Origin of the sequence: Paraburkholderia sacchari (assembly GCF_000785435.2) — a bacterium.
Lineage (GTDB): Bacteria > Pseudomonadota > Gammaproteobacteria > Burkholderiales > Burkholderiaceae > Paraburkholderia > Paraburkholderia sacchari.
On sequence record NZ_JTDB02000007.1, the window covers coordinates 291,383 to 306,870 of the forward strand.

General features: G+C 64.8%; 15 protein-coding genes. 10 read left to right on the plus strand and 5 right to left on the minus strand.

From position 1 onward, the window contains the following. The first annotated feature begins 136 nt into the window (after positions 1-136). The 4 genes from NH14_RS23630 to NH14_RS23645 all read left to right on the plus strand — a co-directional run bounded on the left by NH14_RS23630 (position 137) and on the right by NH14_RS23645 (position 4,997). A complete protein-coding gene (locus NH14_RS23630) occupies positions 137-2,605 on the plus strand; it encodes a DNA polymerase III subunit gamma/tau (RefSeq protein ID WP_035526228.1) in 2,469 nt (822 codons plus the stop codon). An 81-nt stretch (positions 2,606-2,686) separates the two neighbouring features. Then, positions 2,687-3,013: a YbaB/EbfC family nucleoid-associated protein gene (locus NH14_RS23635; RefSeq protein WP_035526230.1), complete on the plus strand. Its 327-nt coding sequence runs from the start codon at positions 2,687-2,689 to the stop codon at positions 3,011-3,013. 98 nt (positions 3,014-3,111) lie between these two features. After that, entirely contained in the window at positions 3,112-3,708 is a 597-nt protein-coding gene (gene recR, locus NH14_RS23640; RefSeq protein ID WP_035526232.1) for a recombination mediator RecR, read from the plus strand. Positions 3,709-3,743: 35 nt separating this feature from the next. Beyond that, positions 3,744-4,997: a CaiB/BaiF CoA transferase family protein gene (locus NH14_RS23645; RefSeq protein WP_035526234.1), complete on the plus strand. Its 1,254-nt coding sequence runs from the start codon at positions 3,744-3,746 to the stop codon at positions 4,995-4,997. Positions 4,998-5,089: 92 nt separating this feature from the next. On the opposite strand, the gene NH14_RS23650 is transcribed toward NH14_RS23645, so the two are convergent. Next, positions 5,090-6,061, minus strand: coding sequence for an NADPH:quinone oxidoreductase family protein (locus NH14_RS23650; protein ID WP_035526236.1), 972 nt, complete (start codon positions 6,059-6,061; stop codon positions 5,090-5,092). Between the two features lie 320 nt (positions 6,062-6,381). Here NH14_RS23650 and surE point away from each other — a divergent pair, with 320 nt between their 5' ends. From surE to NH14_RS23675, 5 genes are read left to right on the plus strand one after another with little or no spacing between them, the layout of a single operon-like run. Next, on the plus strand, positions 6,382-7,143 hold the full coding sequence (gene surE, locus NH14_RS23655; RefSeq protein ID WP_035526435.1) for a 5'/3'-nucleotidase SurE: 762 nt from the start codon (positions 6,382-6,384) through the stop codon (positions 7,141-7,143). Further along, entirely contained in the window at positions 7,140-8,264 is a 1,125-nt protein-coding gene (locus tag NH14_RS23660) for a protein-L-isoaspartate(D-aspartate) O-methyltransferase (RefSeq protein ID WP_035526239.1), read from the plus strand. Before surE ends, NH14_RS23660 begins: the two co-directional genes overlap by 4 nt. 5 nt (positions 8,265-8,269) lie before the next feature. Continuing rightward, positions 8,270-9,142, plus strand: coding sequence for a peptidoglycan DD-metalloendopeptidase family protein (locus tag NH14_RS23665; RefSeq protein ID WP_035526241.1), 873 nt, complete (start codon positions 8,270-8,272; stop codon positions 9,140-9,142). A gap of 12 nt (positions 9,143-9,154) precedes the next feature. Beyond that, a complete protein-coding gene (gene rpoS / locus NH14_RS23670) occupies positions 9,155-10,231 on the plus strand; it encodes an RNA polymerase sigma factor RpoS (protein ID WP_035526244.1) in 1,077 nt (358 codons plus the stop codon). Between the two features lie 32 nt (positions 10,232-10,263). Beyond that, positions 10,264-11,043: a 3'-5' exonuclease gene (locus NH14_RS23675; protein ID WP_035526247.1), complete on the plus strand. Its 780-nt coding sequence runs from the start codon at positions 10,264-10,266 to the stop codon at positions 11,041-11,043. Positions 11,044-11,068: 25 nt separating this feature from the next. Here the strand turns inward: NH14_RS23675 and NH14_RS23680 are convergent, their stop codons facing one another. From NH14_RS23680 to NH14_RS23690, 3 genes are all read right to left on the minus strand, one after another. Then, entirely contained in the window at positions 11,069-11,968 is a 900-nt protein-coding gene (locus NH14_RS23680) for an endonuclease/exonuclease/phosphatase family protein (RefSeq protein ID WP_035526251.1), read from the minus strand. Positions 11,969-12,034: 66 nt separating this feature from the next. Continuing rightward, positions 12,035-12,382 carry a hypothetical protein gene (locus NH14_RS23685; protein ID WP_035526254.1) on the minus strand — a complete coding sequence of 116 codons (348 nt, stop codon included), beginning with the start codon at positions 12,380-12,382 and terminating at the stop codon, positions 12,035-12,037. 151 nt (positions 12,383-12,533) lie between these two features. Next, a complete protein-coding gene (locus tag NH14_RS23690; RefSeq protein WP_152617137.1) occupies positions 12,534-12,740 on the minus strand; it encodes a hypothetical protein in 207 nt (68 codons plus the stop codon). Between the two features lie 295 nt (positions 12,741-13,035). On the opposite strand from NH14_RS23690, the gene rlmD reads away from it, so the two are divergent. Beyond that, entirely contained in the window at positions 13,036-14,451 is a 1,416-nt protein-coding gene (gene rlmD / locus NH14_RS23695; RefSeq protein WP_035526256.1) for a 23S rRNA (uracil(1939)-C(5))-methyltransferase RlmD, read from the plus strand. A gap of 115 nt (positions 14,452-14,566) precedes the next feature. Here the strand turns inward: rlmD and NH14_RS23700 are convergent, their stop codons facing one another. After that, entirely contained in the window at positions 14,567-15,463 is an 897-nt protein-coding gene (locus tag NH14_RS23700; protein WP_035526259.1) for an outer membrane protein assembly factor BamD, read from the minus strand. Positions 15,464-15,488 lie beyond the last annotated feature (25 nt).

Consider the following 15,488-nt stretch of genomic DNA (forward strand, 5'->3'; position numbering starts at 1 on the left):
GGGAAGTGGGGCGCAAGAACCTGCAAGAACGATCTCCTGGCAGTGCCTTGGCCGGGGTTCGGCGTGCCCGTCCGGACGACGCGAGACGCGTTTCGAATCCATCTGGACGCACGGGCGTTGCTGATACAATTTCCAGATGACCTATCAAGTTCTCGCACGCAAGTGGCGACCGAAGGATTTTGCTTCGCTCGTCGGACAGGAGCACGTGGTGCGCGCGCTCACGCATGCGCTCGACGGCGGGCGTCTGCATCACGCGTATCTCTTCACGGGCACGCGCGGCGTGGGCAAGACGACGCTTTCGCGCATCTTCGCCAAGGCGCTCAATTGCGAGACCGGCGTGACGTCAAAGCCGTGCGGCGTGTGTCGCGCGTGCAGGGAGATCGACGAAGGCCGCTTCGTCGATTATGTCGAGATGGACGCGGCGAGCAATCGGGGCGTCGACGAAATGGCGGCGTTGCTCGAGCGCGCGGTCTATGCGCCCGTGGATGCGCGCTTCAAGGTCTACATGATCGACGAAGTGCACATGCTCACGAACCACGCGTTCAACGCGATGCTCAAGACGCTTGAGGAGCCGCCGCCGCACGTCAAGTTCATCCTCGCGACCACCGACCCGCAGAAGATTCCGGTCACGGTGCTCTCGCGCTGTCTGCAGTTCAACCTGAAGCAGATGCCGGCCGCCAATATCGTCGAGCATCTCACGCATATTCTTGGCGAAGAGAAGGTCGAGTTCGAGCCGCAAGCGCTGCGCCTGCTCGCACGCGCCGCGGACGGCTCGATGCGCGACGCGCTTTCGCTCACTGACCAGGCTATCGCCTATTCGGCCAATCAGGTCACGGAAGAAGCCGTGCGCGGCATGCTCGGCGCGCTTGACCAGAGCTACCTGATTCGCTTGATCGACGCCCTGATTGCAGGCGACGGTGCGCAGGTACTCGCGATCGCCGACGAAATGTCGCTGCGCAGCCTGTCGTTCTCGACCGCGCTGCAAGATCTCGCGAGCTTGTTCCATCGCGTGGCGTGGGCGCAATTCGCGCCGGCGTCGGTGCTCGACGAATGGCCCGAGGCCGACGATCTGCGCCGCTTCGCCGACGTGTTGAGCGCGGAGCAGGTGCAGCTTTTCTATCAGATTGCGACGCTTGGGCGCAGCGAGCTCGGGCTTGCGCCCGACGAGTACGCGGGCTTCACCATGACGCTGCTGCGCATGCTCGCGTTCGAGCCTTCGGCGGGCGCGGGCAGTGTCGGCAGCGCGCCGGTTTCGAGGCCGGTTGCGGCAGGCGCGGGCGTGCGTGCGGCTGCGCAGACGGCAACACAGACGGCAACTTCGGCGGCGGGCGTTGTGTCCGCCGAGCGCGCTGTTGTTCAGCCGAAGGTCGCCGCGCCGACAAAGCCGGACGCACCGCTTGCTGAACCGGCGCAGGTTGAAGTCGCGAGCACGCCGCTTCGTGCCGTTGTGGCTGAAGACGCGAAGCAGAGCGCCGCATCGCCGGTTGCCGACGATGTCCATACCGATTCCGCTGACTCTGCGGCGGCGAATGTTGTGGACGCCGCGCCTGTTGCACAAGTGCGCATCGTGCCGCCTTGGGAAGACGACGCCACGGCCGCTTCGGGCGACGATGCAAAGCCGGAAGCGCAAGCCGACGTGCAAACCGCGGCGGCGTCCGCTGTAGCGCCTGTCGCCGCAGAGCCGGCTGCGCCTGGGGTACTGCCTGGGTCACAGCCTCAGATGCATGAGGCGCGCGCTGTAGCGGCGTCGTCGCGCAGCGGTGCGAGCGCCGCACTCGACGTGCTGCGCAGCAAGGGCATGCGGGTGTCAACCGAGCGCGGTTCCCGGCCAGCGGCCCCGGCCACAACGCCCGCGGCGCCTCCGAAGGCAGCCGCGCCGCGCGCGGAAGTGAAGGTGCCGACACCCGACCCCGCGCGTCGCGCGGCGGCTGCGCAAGAAGCGCAGGCGCGTCGGCCCGCGCGGGAATCGAACCCGCGACAGGACGCGTCGGGTGCGCCGCCCTGGGACGACATCCCGCCCGACGATTACGTGCCGCTCAGCGCCGACGACGCTTATTTCTCGGCATCCGAAGACAATTTCGCGCCTGCTTACGAGAGCGAGTCCGCCGCGCCACGCGCAGCCGTTCCCGCCGCGACTTCGGCGGCAGTGGTCGACGTAAGCAAGCTGCCTGCGGGCATCCCGCTCGACGCCATCGGCTTTTCGGGCGACTGGCCTGCGCTTGCCGCCACGCTGCCGCTCACGGGCATTTCGTATCAGCTCGCGTTCAACAGTGAACTCACCGCGCTCGAAGATGGTGTGCTCAAGCTCAGCGTGCCGGTGCCGCAGTACGCCGAAACCTCGCAGGTCGCCAAGCTCAAGATGGCGTTGGCCGAGAGGCTCGGCAAGCCCGTGGAGGTCGACGTCACGGTCGGCCCCGCGCGCCGCACCGCGGCCGCGCTGGATGCTGCCGCGCGCGCCGAGCGCCAGCGCGACGCCGAGCGCGAGATCGGCGCCGATCCTTTCGTGCAGCAATTGATTCGCGACTTCGGCGCGAGCATCGTGCCGGGTTCGATCCGGCCGATCGCGCCCGAGGCCGCGACGGGCGGCAACCAGGCCGCCCATTGAATTACGCCGCGCGGCGCTCCGGGCGCCGCGCGTGCGAACACATCATTTACGAATCACACATGATCCAGAAGGAGCAGTGAAATGTTGAAAGGTCAACTCGCCGGGCTCATGAAGCAAGCTCAGCAGATGCAGGAAAACATGAAGAAGATGCAGGAGCAGCTTGCCCAGATCGAAGTCGAGGGTCAGGCAGGCGCCGGCCTCGTCAAGGTCACGATGACGTGCCGCAACGACGTGCGCCGCGTGTCGATCGATCCGAGCCTGCTCGCCGACGACAAGGACATGCTCGAAGACCTCGTCGCCGCTGCGTTCAACGACGCCGTGCGCAAAGCCGAAGCCACGTCGCAGGAAAAGATGGGCGGCATGACCGCCGGTCTGCCGCTGCCGCCGGGCTTCAAGCTGCCGTTCTAAAGCAGGCGCGCCGCGCGGCCCGGTGGCCGCGCGCAGCCTCGTGCGCGACGGCTTTGCCGGCCGCCGCGCACGCTCATGCATTGCCACGCTGAATCCGCATGAAACAACCTTCCGCCCTGGCGGCGCTCGTCGAGGCGCTGCGCGTGTTGCCCGGTGTCGGGCCGAAGTCGGCGCAGCGCATGGCTTATCACCTGATGCAGCATGACCGCGACGGCGCTGAAAAGCTCGGCCGCGCGCTTTTGTTCGCAACCGACCACCTGAAGCATTGCGAGAAGTGCAACACCTTCACCGAAGCTCAGGTCTGCGAAACATGCCTCGACGATGAGCGCGATCCCACGCTCCTGTGCGTCGTGGAGACGCCCGCCGACCAGATCATGCTCGAGCAGACCATGACTTATCGCGGGCTGTATTTCGTGCTGATGGGGCATCTGAGTCCGCTGGACGGTATCGGTCCCAAGGAAATTCATTTTGATCGCCTCGTGAAGCGCGCCTCCGATGGCATCGTCAAGGAGGTTGTTCTCGCAACCAATTTTACCAATGAGGGCGAGGCCACCGCGCACTACCTCGGCCAGACGCTCAAGGCGCGGGGCCTCGCCGTCACGCGCCTCGCGCGTGGCGTGCCGGTGGGCGGAGAACTGGAATACGTCGACGCGGGCACCATTGCCCGCGCAATGCTCGACCGGCGCTCGATGTAGCGCCGCGCCGACAAGCAGAACACCAAAGGAGACTCATGAGCGCAGCCTCTTCCCCCGAATCCGCTGCGAAACCAGCCGGCCCGCTTGCAGGCGTCAAAGTGCTCGAACTCGGCACGCTGATCGCAGGCCCGTTCGCAGCGCGCTTTCTTGGCGAATTCGGCGCCGAGGTCATCAAGATCGAGGACCCGAAGGGCGGCGACCCGCTGCGCAAGTGGCGCAAGCTCTATCCCGAAGTGGGCGGCACCTCGCTCTGGTGGGCGGTGCAGGCACGCAACAAGAAGTCGGTGACGATCAATCTCAAGGCCGAGGAAGGCAAGGAGATCGTGCGCCGGCTCGCGAAAGAAGCCGATATCGTTATCGAGAACTTCCGGCCTGGCCTGCTCGAAAAGCTCGGGCTCGGCTACGACGTGCTCTCGAAGGAGAACCCCGGTCTCGTGATGGTGCGGCTTTCGGGTTATGGCCAGACCGGCCCGTATCGCGATCGTCCAGGCTTTGGCGCGATCGCCGAGTCGATGGGCGGGTTGCGCCATATCACCGGCTATCCAGAACTGCCGCCGCCGCGCATCGGCATTTCGATCGGCGACTCGATCGCGGCGCTGCACGGCGTGATCGGCGCAATGATGGCGCTTCATCATCGCAACATGAACGGCGGCAGCGGCCAGATCGTCGACGTCGCGCTCTACGAGGCCGTGTTCAACATGATGGAGAGCGTGGTGCCCGAGTACGGCGTGTACGGCATGGTGCGCGAGCGCACCGGCGCCTCGCTGCCGGGCATCGTGCCGTCGAACACGTATCCGTGCCGCGACGGCAGCATCGTGATCGGCGGCAACAGCGATCCGATCTTCAAGCGTCTCATGACGGCGATCGATCGCGACGACCTCGCCAACGATCCTGGCCTCGCGCACAACGACGGCCGTGTGCCGCGCACGGCGGAGATCGATGGCGCGATCGCGCAGTGGCTCGCGACGCGCTCCATCGACGAAGCGCTCGACGTGCTCAATGCCGCCGACGTGCCCGTGGGCCGCATCTACACGGTGGCCGACATGTTCACCGATCCGCAGTTTGCCGCGCGCCAGATGATCCAGCAGTTCCGCTGGCAGAAGAAGGATGCGCAGGAGGGCGAGGGTGTCGATATCGCGCTGCCGGCGGTCACGCCCAAGCTCTCGGCGACGCCGGGCGACACGCGCTGGCTCGGCCCCGAACTGGGCGAGCACACCGACGAAGTCTTGCGCTCGCTCGGTTATGACGCGGAGCGCATCGCACAGTTGCACGCGCAACAAATCGTCTAGCGGCGCGGTGGTTATTGCAGCGCTGAAAATTTGAAAAAGGCTCGCGCATCGCGAGCCTTTTTCTCGTTTACAAGCGTAACGCGCCGCGCCGGTCAGGGCTCGATCACGATCTTCCCCGTCACCTTGCGCGAGGCCATGTCCTTGAGCGCCTGCGCGGTGTCGGCGAGTGCGTAACGCTTCGAGACATAGGGCTTGAGCTTGCCCTCGCCGATCCAGCCCACCATCTGCGCGAAGGCCGCTGCATTGCGCTGCGGCTCGCGGCGCGCGAAATCGCCCCAGAACACGCCGACAATACTCGCACCCTTGAGCAGCGTGAGGTTCAACGGCAGCCTCGGGATTTCGCCGTTGGCGAAGCCGACCACGAGATAGCGGCCGCGCCAGCCGATGCTGCGAAACGCCGGCTCCGCATAAATGCCGCCGACCGGGTCGTAGATCACGTCGGGACCCTTGCCGTCGGTGAGCGTCTTGATGCGCTCGCGCAGGTCCTCGGTGCTGTAGTTGATGGTGGCGTCGGCGCCGAAGCGGCGGCAGACCTCGAGCTTTTCGTCGCTCGATGCCGCTGCGATCACGCGCGCACCCAACGCCTTGCCGATCTCCACCGCAGCCAGACCCACGCCGCCCGCCGCGCCGAGCACGAGCACCGTTTCGCCGGCGCGCAGCGCGGCGCGGTCGACCACGGCGTGATGCGAGGTGCCGTAGGCGAGCGTGAAGGCGGCCGCAGTGGCGAAATCGGCGCCTTCGGGCAGCGGCACGCAGGCGGCGGCATCGGCAAGCGCCTGCTCCGCGAACCCGCCGTTGCCCACATAGGCGACCACGCGCATGCCGGGCGCGAGCGCCACGCCCTCGCCGGCGGCTCGCACGATGCCGGCGACCTCGGCGCCCGGCGTGAACGGCAGCGGGGGCTTGACCTGATATTTGTTCTCGATGATCAGGACGTCCGGGAAGTTAACGGCAGCCGCCTTCACGTCGATCACCACCTGGCCCGCGCCTGGCACGAGGTCAGGCAGGTCTTCGAGGGTGAGCGTTTCGGGCGGGCCGTACTGGTTGCAGCGGATTGCGCGCATCGTGTCTCCTGTCTTTTGTCGTTCCGGTAGGGCGGTCATGGATAAAGCTCAGCGCCACAGTGTACGGCAATCCCGGTTTATGCGAACGATCGTGCATTTATGTCTGCGTGCCGGTTATCGATCCAGTCCGCGCGCGGCCGGAAAAGATCGCGCAACGGGTGCGAGAAGCGGAAGAAAAACGGAAGAAAAACGGGGCGAAGAGCGTCGCGCGCAAGATTCCCTGCACGCGCCGGAATGTGGCGCGAATCAGCTCGTGCGCAGCGGCGGGCGCATACCGGCGTGTCGTTCGCCTGCCTTCTTTCCTCGGTTACAATCGGCGGATGCGAATCCTGATCAGCAACGACGACGGTTATCTCGCGCCCGGCCTTGCCGCGCTCTACGAAGCGCTCAAGCCGCTCGGCGAGATCACGGTAATGGCGCCCGAGCAGAACTGCAGCGCCGCTTCCAACTCGCTCACGCTGTGGCGCCCGCTCTCGGTGCTGCGCTCGGCGAGCACAGGTTTCTATTACGTGAACGGCACGCCCACCGACTCCGTGCATATCGCGCTCACGGGCATGCTCGATCACAAGCCTGATCTCGTGGTCTCCGGCATCAACAACGGTCAGAACATGGGCGAGGACACGCTGTATTCGGGTACGGTCGCCGCGGCCACCGAAGGCATCATGTTCGGCATGCCGGCCATTGCGTTCTCGCTCGTCGACAAAGACTGGGCGCATCTCGATTCCGCCGCGCGCGTGGCGGCCGACATCGTCGCGCATTATCTGGCGAATCCGCTGCCGGGCAATCCGCTGCTCAACGTCAACATTCCCAATCTGCCATACGACGAACTCGGCGAATGGCGTGTCACGCGTCTGGGCAAACGTCATCCTTCGCAGCCCGTGATCCGCGAAACCAATCCGCGCGGCGAGCCGATCTACTGGATCGGCCCTTCGGGCAGCGCGCGCGACGCGAGCGAGGGCACGGACTTTCATGCGGTGTCGCACGGTCATGTGTCGATTACGCCGCTGCAACTCGACCTCACACACACGCAGATGTTGCCGGCGACGCACGAATGGGTGCGTCAGGGCGGCAGCGCTTCATGACGGGCGAGCGCACGAAGCGTTTCCCGCTCGGTCTCGCGGATCTCGTGCGCGAGCCGCGGCGTCACGACGGCCAGGATCGTCACGATGGGCGGCCGGGCGAGGCGCGCGCGCCGCTCGGGCGCGCGGGCCAGCCAGGTGTTTCAGGCGCAGCGAAGCGGGCGGTCAACCCCGTCGCGAAAGCCGCGCCTGCGAAAAACGCTGGCGTCAAGGGCTTGCCGGGCGTGAAGAACACGCCAGGTTCGTCGGCCGCCACGCACGGCATTCAACCCGCAAAAGCGCCCGGGGCAGTGCATGCCGCAGCGTCGCCTGCGCGCAAATCCGAGGTGCGCCGCAGCGAACCGGTGCCGCGCCCCGCGGCATCTTTTCCTGTCGCCACGTCCGTGGCCAGAAACGGTCAAGCGCGGCCTGCGGCCAACGCGCGCCCGGGTGCGGCGCCCAGCTCGGGGGCGCCCGGCGTCGCGCTCAACGGCGCGCACGCGCTGACTTCGGAACGGGTTCGCGAACGCATGGTCGAACGCCTGCGTGCGAATGGCATTGCCGACCCGCGCGTGCTACAGGCCATTGCGGGTGTGCCGCGCCACATGTTCGTCGACCCAGGCCTCGCGACCCAGGCCTACGAAGATGCGGCGTTGCCGATCGGCCATCACCAGACCATTTCGAAGCCCTCGGTCGTCGCCCGCATGCTCGAACTCGCGGGCGCGGGCCGCAACCTCGAGCGCGTGCTCGAAATCGGCACCGGCTGCGGCTATCAGGCCGCGGTGCTGAGCCGGATTGCACGCGATGTGTATTCCATTGAACGCATCAAGCCGTTATACGAGCGCGCGAAAACGAACCTGCGCCCGCTGCGCATCCCGAACATCCGTTTGCACTACGGCGACGGACGGCTCGGTTTGCCGTCGGCGGGGCCGTTCGACGCGATCGTAATCGCCGCCGCCGGCTTCGAGGTGCCGCAGGCGCTGCTCGAACAGCTTGCCATTGGCGGACGGCTCGTCGCGCCTGTCGCGGAGCAGGGCGAGACGACCCAGGTGCTCACGCTCGTCGAGCGCACGGGGCCTGCGCAGTGGCGGGAGTCGCGGCTTGATCGCGTTTTCTTTGTCCCTTTAAAATCCGGAGTGATTTGAAACCGATGAGTATGTTGCGCGCGATGCAAAGAAAACGCTTGAATATCGACCTGACCGCAGCCCGTAATGGGGCTTCGGTCATCGCGCTCTGCCTGCTGACGGCCTGTGCGACGCGCCTCGACAACGCACCTGTCGTAGACCGCACCGCGCCGCTCGGGACGGCGGGCGCACAGCCAGCAGCGCCGCTCGGGCCGCCGCCTCCGGGATACTACCGGGTGAAGCCGGGCGACACTCTGTATAGGATTGCGCTCGAAAACGGTCAGAACTACCGCGACGTCGCCACCTGGAACAATCTCACCAATCCGAATCAGATTGAAGTCGATCAGTTGCTGCGTGTCGCGCCGCCGAATGGTGCGAGCAGCGCGCCGGGGGCTGTCGCAGCGCCAGCGCCGGGCGCACAGCCGGGCTCGTCCGCCATGCCGCCGATATACGGATCGGGCGCGAGCGCAACGCCACCCGTTGCGGCCGTGCCGCCGCAGGCGAGCGGCAGCGACACGGCCGCAGCGCCCGGCAGCGTGTCGCTTGCGTGGCCGGTGCGCGGCCCGGTGCTCAACCGCTTCGACGATGCGAAGAACAAAGGCATCAATATCGGCGGTGCAACTGGTGACCCTGTCAAGGCAGCGGGTGATGGACGAGTGGTTTATGCCGGAAATGGGCTGCGCGGTTACGGCAATCTCATTATCATCAAGCATGACGCGACGTTTTTGACAGCGTACGCACACAACCGGGCTTTGATGGTAAAAGAAGGAGATGCGGTCACGAAGGGTCAGAAAATTGCCGAGATGGGTAATACCGATTCGGACCGCGTGATGCTGCATTTCGAAGTACGCCGTCAGGGCAAGCCCGTCGACCCTATGAAATACTTGCCGCCGCAATAAAGCGAGCCGACTATGCCGAAATCGAAGCGCCGTCTGCAGCAGTCCGAGTCTGACAGTCAAGCCGCCCAGGTTTCGGTGGAGGACGGCGCTCGGCAGGGCGACGACGAAGAACTCGAGAACGCACGCGAGTTCGACGAGCGCGAGTCCGCCTCGGAAGAGGGGGGGCGCGAAAACGAAGAAGCAGCGGAAGCGCCGTCCGATGCGGACGACTTCCGCGCGATCTTGCAGGCCGAACTCACGGCCGACACCATCCAGCATTATCTGAACCGGATCAGCGTGAAGCCGCTGCTCACCGTCGAGGAAGAGCAGCGCTACTCGCGCCTTGCCAAGGCCGGCGAATTCGAGGCGCGGCAGGTCATGATCGAGCGCAATCTGCGTCTCGTCGTCAGCATTGCGAAGGGCTATCTGAACCGTGGCGTGCCGCTGCTCGACCTGATCGAGGAAGGCAACCTCGGCCTGATGCACGCGATCGAGAAATTCGATCCCACGCGTGGCTTCCGCTTTTCGACCTATGCCACCTGGTGGATCCGCCAGAGCATCGAGCGCGCGATCATGAACCAGGCGCGCACGGTGCGCCTGCCGGTGCACGTGATTCGCGAACTCAATCAGGTGCTGCGCGCGAAGCGCCATCTGGAGAAGAATTCGCTGAACGCCGACTCGGCGTCCGACCGGCGCGACGCGAGCATCGACGACATCGCCTATCTCACCGGCAAAACCACCGAGGAAGTCACCGACATCCTCGCGCTCAACGAACACACCGCTTCGCTCGATGCGCCGCTTGACCTCGATCCGGCAAGCAGCCTGCTCGATCTGCTCTCGGACGACCAGAGCCAGTCGCCCGACGCCGAGGTGCAGCATCGCGAGCTCGAGACGCTCACGCGCGCCTGGCTCGGCCGGCTCTCGGACAAGCATCGCCATGTTATCGAGCGGCGCTTTGGACTGAACCATATCGAGCCCGCCACGCTCGAAGAGCTGGCCGATGAAATGGGCCTCACCCGCGAGCGTGTGCGGCAAATCCAGCAAGAAGCGCTGGTGCGCCTCAAGCGCTTTTTCGCTTCGAACGGCGTGCGCAAGGACGCTGTTCTATAAAACCCTCGCAGTCCACCTCGCAGTCGACCTGAATGACAGTTCCTGTACTTGTATTCGACATCGAGACGATTCCCGATGTCGACGGCATTCGCCGCCTCGAAGATCTGCCCGCCTCGCTCTCCGACGCCGAAGTGGCCGAGCACGCATTCGCCGCGCGCCGCGAGAAAACCGGCAGCGATTTCCTGCCGCATCATCTGCAGCGCGTGGCCGCGATTTCGTGCGTGTTCCGTGATGGGCAGGGCTTTCGCGTGCGCTCGCTAGGCACGCCCGAGGACGGCGAAGCAAAGCTGATCGACTCGTTTTATCGCACCATCGAGAAGTACACGCCGCAACTCGTTTCGTGGAACGGCGGCGGCTTCGACCTGCCGGTGCTGCACTACCGGGCGCTGGTGCACGGCATACGTGCCGTGCGCTACTGGGAAATGGGCGAGGAGGAGCGCGACTTCAAGTGGAACAACTACATCAGCCGTTACCACTCGCGTCACACCGACCTGATGGACCTGCTCGCCATGTATCAGCCGCGCGCCAGCGCGCCGCTCGATGCGCTCGCGAAACTGTGCGGCTTTCCGGGCAAGCTCGGGATGGACGGCGGTCAGGTGTGGACGTCGTTCCAGCAGGGGCGCATCGAGGAAATCCGCAACTACTGTGAAACCGACGTGGTCAACACGTATCTGCTCTATTGCCGCTTCCAGAAGATGCGCGGCGGTTTCACCGAGCGCGAATACGACGACGAAATCGAGTTCGTGAAGCAGTCGCTCACGGCCGAGCCCGCGGCGCACTGGAAGGAATATCTGGACGCGTTCGGCCAGTGAGCGCCGGCGTAGTTAGCCTGGTTGGTTAGTCCAGTTCGAGCACGATCGGCTGATGATCGGACGCCTCGGTGGCGCCGTCGATCTCGCAGTACTTGAGCCGTCCGCGCAAATCCTCGGTGACGAACACGAAGTCGCAGGCGAGCGGCCCGTCGGACCATTGCACGGTGTCGAAGACGCCCGCCGTGGGCGGCGGCGTCATGCCGGGATGCAGCGCAGTCCAGGCATCGACGAACGCGGGACTGCCGGCAAGCGGTTCGAGCATGCGCGCGTATGCGGCGCTGCCGAACGCGCTGTTGAAATCTCCGCAGACAATTGCACTCACCGGTCGCACGGTACGAGCGAACGGTCCTTCGGCGTTCTCGGCGGGGGCGGGGTGCGCCGCGTGGGCGGTGGCCTCCTGCTGCAGTTGCCGAAGCGCATCGACCTGCGCGAGCCGTTGGTGCACCGAATAGAACTCCAGGTGTGTCACGAGCACGCGCAATGCGCCGCCCGATGACGTCGCGCCGGACACATCGAGCACCGCTTCGAGCGCGACGCGCTGCATCGACGGCGCGGCAGGATCGGCGGGCCAGGGCAGCAGATGGCGGAATACCTGGGCGACAGGCAGGCGGGTGGCGATCGCATTGCCGAACTGCCGGCGCGCTGCGGGGCCCGTGTCCGGCGCAGTGGCCGGATCGACACCTAAATCGGCACCTAAGTCGGCACCGATTGCTTCGATTACCGTGAAGCCGGGTAGAAGCGTTGCCAGTTCGGCGAACTGGTCGTTGCCGGGGCCGCCCGGCAGCGCGTGAAAGCCTCGCGTGATTTCCTGCATGCACAGGATGTCGAAATCGGCGAGGCGGCGGGCTTCGCGCACCGTGCGCCCGAGATCCACGACACCTGATGCGTCGCGTCCCCACTGCACGTTCCAGCTAACGAGTTTCATGACCGGCTCCAGTTCACGCATCATTGAACGGCCGGGGCGCCGGACTCCGGGATGATCGCGAGCGGATTATCGGCGCATGACCGCGTAATCGGATGAATGATAGGCCACGGCGGGCCCGGCTGCCCGGCGCACCAGGCCCAAGTCGCATTTCCCGTGCGCGGTCGCCGACACGGCGCGCTGCTTGAAATACACGGCGAACGGGACCTTCCCGTAATCGCCGAGCGCATACTGGTAGCACTCGTTGCCGTTTTCGCCAAATATGCGATCGGGTGGTCCGATGCGCCTGGTGACTTCGGTTTGCGTCATGCTCCGCGTGACGGAGGACATCGTCACATCAGGAGCCGGCGTTGGCGAGATGCAGGCGTTCGCACCGAGAACAGTCGCGACCAGCATCGCATAAAGCAGTTTGTTCATTTCAAACTAGAAGATCATGATGGGTGCGCTATCTGTACGCTCCCGGTGCAAGGTTTTCTATCGGATTCGTCTCAATTCAACGTGCCAGGGAATCCAAAGCATCGCGTGCGCGCAGGGGCTGCTTACCCGCTACTCAATCGAATCAATCGAATCAATCGAATACGAAGCGGACGATGAGATAAATGAGGCCGATCATCACGAACGAACTGCATGGCATGATTGCGGCGACCGCATACGAGCGGCGCCGCGCCATGGCGCGACGAGGCGGCGCTTCCAGAGAAGGGGTGAGCAATACAATCGCGGTACAAAGTATGGCCAGCGGTATCGCAAAGCCTTGATCGGAGAGGAGTATGTCCATGATGTCGGGTTTCGGGCGCAGGCCTCATATGGCACATCGTGAGAAACATCGTACTGACCGATGTCCGCGCCGGGTATGGGATTAGTTTGAAAGTGCGAGTGCAGCGTGAGCGGGGGCGTGTCGCAGCGCGCGTAGGGAGTCGACGCCGAATCGACTACAATCTCGCCTTCGCCTGAAAAATTCCCCTCACTGTCTGTCTGTCAGGAACCCGCTGGTGTCTCAAGCTGCCCCCGACCCTCAAGCCGAAACTGGCCGTGCCGAAACTGGCCGTGCCGAATCCGTTGCCGCTGCTTCCATGCCCGTGCCCGCGAAGAAGCTCAGCAAGCGCGAGCGCCGTGCCGAGAAACGCGCATCCATCGAAGCGTCGGTTGCTCATGCCCCGATTCTGGAAATCGAGTCCCTCGACATGGAGGCGCGTGGCGTGGGCCGTACCGTCACCGAAACGGGCGAACCCGGCAAGGTGATCTTCGTCGAGGGCGCGTTGCCGGGCGAACAGGTCACATATTTGAGCTACCGCAAGAAGCCGAGCTTCGAGCAGGCTCAGGTCGTGAACGTGCTGCGCGAGAGTGCGATTCGTACGAGGCCGCAGTGCCAGTTCTTCGGCACCTGCGGCGGCTGCTCGATGCAGCATCTGGACGTGCGCGCCCAGATTGCCGTCAAGCAGCGCGTGCTCGAAGACAATCTCATGCATCTCTCGAAGGTGCGTGCTGAAACGATGTTCCGGCCGATCCACGGGCCGTCGTGGGGTTACCGCTACCGTGCGCGCCTGACCGTGCGCAATGTGCCGAAGAAGGGCGGCGTGCTGGTGGGGTTCCACGAACGCAAGAGCAGCTATGTCGCCGACATGACGAGTTGCGAGGTCCTGCCGCCGCATGTCTCGGCCATGCTCGTGCCGCTGCGTCGGCTGGTCGAGGCGCTGTCGATTCGCGATCGCATGCCGCAGATCGAACTGGCCGTCGGTTCGAGCGTGACGGCGCTGGTCCTGCGCATCCTCGAGCCGCTCACCGCCGCCGACGAAGACTTGCTGCGCACCTTCGCCGACTTGCACAACGTGCAGTTCTGGCTGCAGCCCAAGGGTCCGGATACGGTGTTTCCGTTCTATCCGCTCGACAAGGCGCTCGACTACACGTTGCCCGAGTTCGATATCCGCATGCCGTTCAAGCCGACGGATTTCACTCAGGTCAATCACCAGATCAACCGCGTGCTCGTAGGACGCGCGCTGCGCCTGCTCGCACCCGAGGCGGGCGACCGCGTGCTCGACCTGTTCTGCGGCATCGGCAACTTCACGCTGCCGCTCGCGCGTCTCGCACGCGAAGTGGTGGGCATCGAGGGCAGCGATACGCTGACGGCGCGCGCACTCGAAAACGCGCGTGCCAATGGCGTGGACGGCCATACGTCGTTTGCGTGCCGCAATCTGTTCGAAGTCACTGCCGACGATCTTCGGGCGCTCGGCGCCTTCGACAAATTCCTGATCGATCCGCCGCGCGAAGGTGCGCTTGCGGTGTCGCAGGCGCTGGCCGAGATCGCGAAGAGCGGCGAGGGGCCGTTGCCCACGCGCATCGTCTACGTGTCGTGCAGTCCGGCGACGCTCGCGCGCGACGCGGGCGTGCTCGTGAACGAAGCGGGTTACCGGCTAAAGGGCGCGGGCGTGGTCAACATGTTTCCGCATACGTCGCACGTCGAGTCGATCGCGTTGTTCGAGCGCGACTGAACGAGGACGGCGCCTCCGGCGCCTTTTCCAGCGGCTCGACAATCGATAGCGGCAAAAAAAATCGCCACGGATTTCCGTGCGATTTTTTATTGGACCGACTGGGCCGAAGCGGCGCTTACCAGATCTGGTACCACGGCTTGTTCTCCTTGCCGGCGCGCGCGTGGCCCGTGATGTACGGGCTGTCCGGGAACGTGGCGGCGAGCACGCGGCGGGTATCCTCGGCCATCTGCGGCTGGTTCAGCTTCTGATATGAGAGGATCATGATGTGCAGGGCGTCCTCGATTGCCGGTGCGCTCTTGTAGTCCTGGATCGCCAGCTGCGCGCGATTGATCGCCGCCACGTAGGCGCCGCGACGGTAGTAGTAGTCGGCCGCGTGCACTTCGTGCGAGGCGAGGGCGTTCACGATATAGCGCATGCGCTGTGCTGCGTCCGGCGCGTACTTGCTCTTCGGGAACCTGTCCACGACGACCTTGAACGCGTCATACGACTCGCGCAGCGACTTCGGATCGCGCTCGCTCATGTCCTGGCCAGAGAAGCGGCCGAACAGACCGAGGTCGTCGTTGAAGTGGATCATGCCCTTCAGATAGTACGCGTAGGCAATGTCCGGATGATCGGGGTGCAACTGGATGAAACGGTTGATGGCCTGGTCGGCGGCATCGTTCTCGTTATCCTTCCAGCTGCAGTAGGCGACGTTGATCTGCGCCTGCTGAGCGAAGCGGCCGAACGGGTCGCGGCCTTCGAGTTGCTCGAAGTATTTCGCGCATTTGCCCCAGTCGCCGCCGGAGAGCGCGTCCTGGGCCTCCGTATATAATTTGTTGTTATTCCACGTTGCCGTTTCGTCCGTTTTTTGCGGCAGGCCGTGGCAGGCCGCGACCACGGCGAGCGCGGCACCGCAGGCGGCAATGCGAATAACGTTGCCAATTTTGCCGAGCGTTCGTGCTCGCGCCGTGCGCGTAGCGTTTCGGGCCATTGTTTCTTGGGCCAGTTTCGTAATCGTGTTCAAGGCTCGCATTTATCCAGTCCAGCTACAGGTCCAC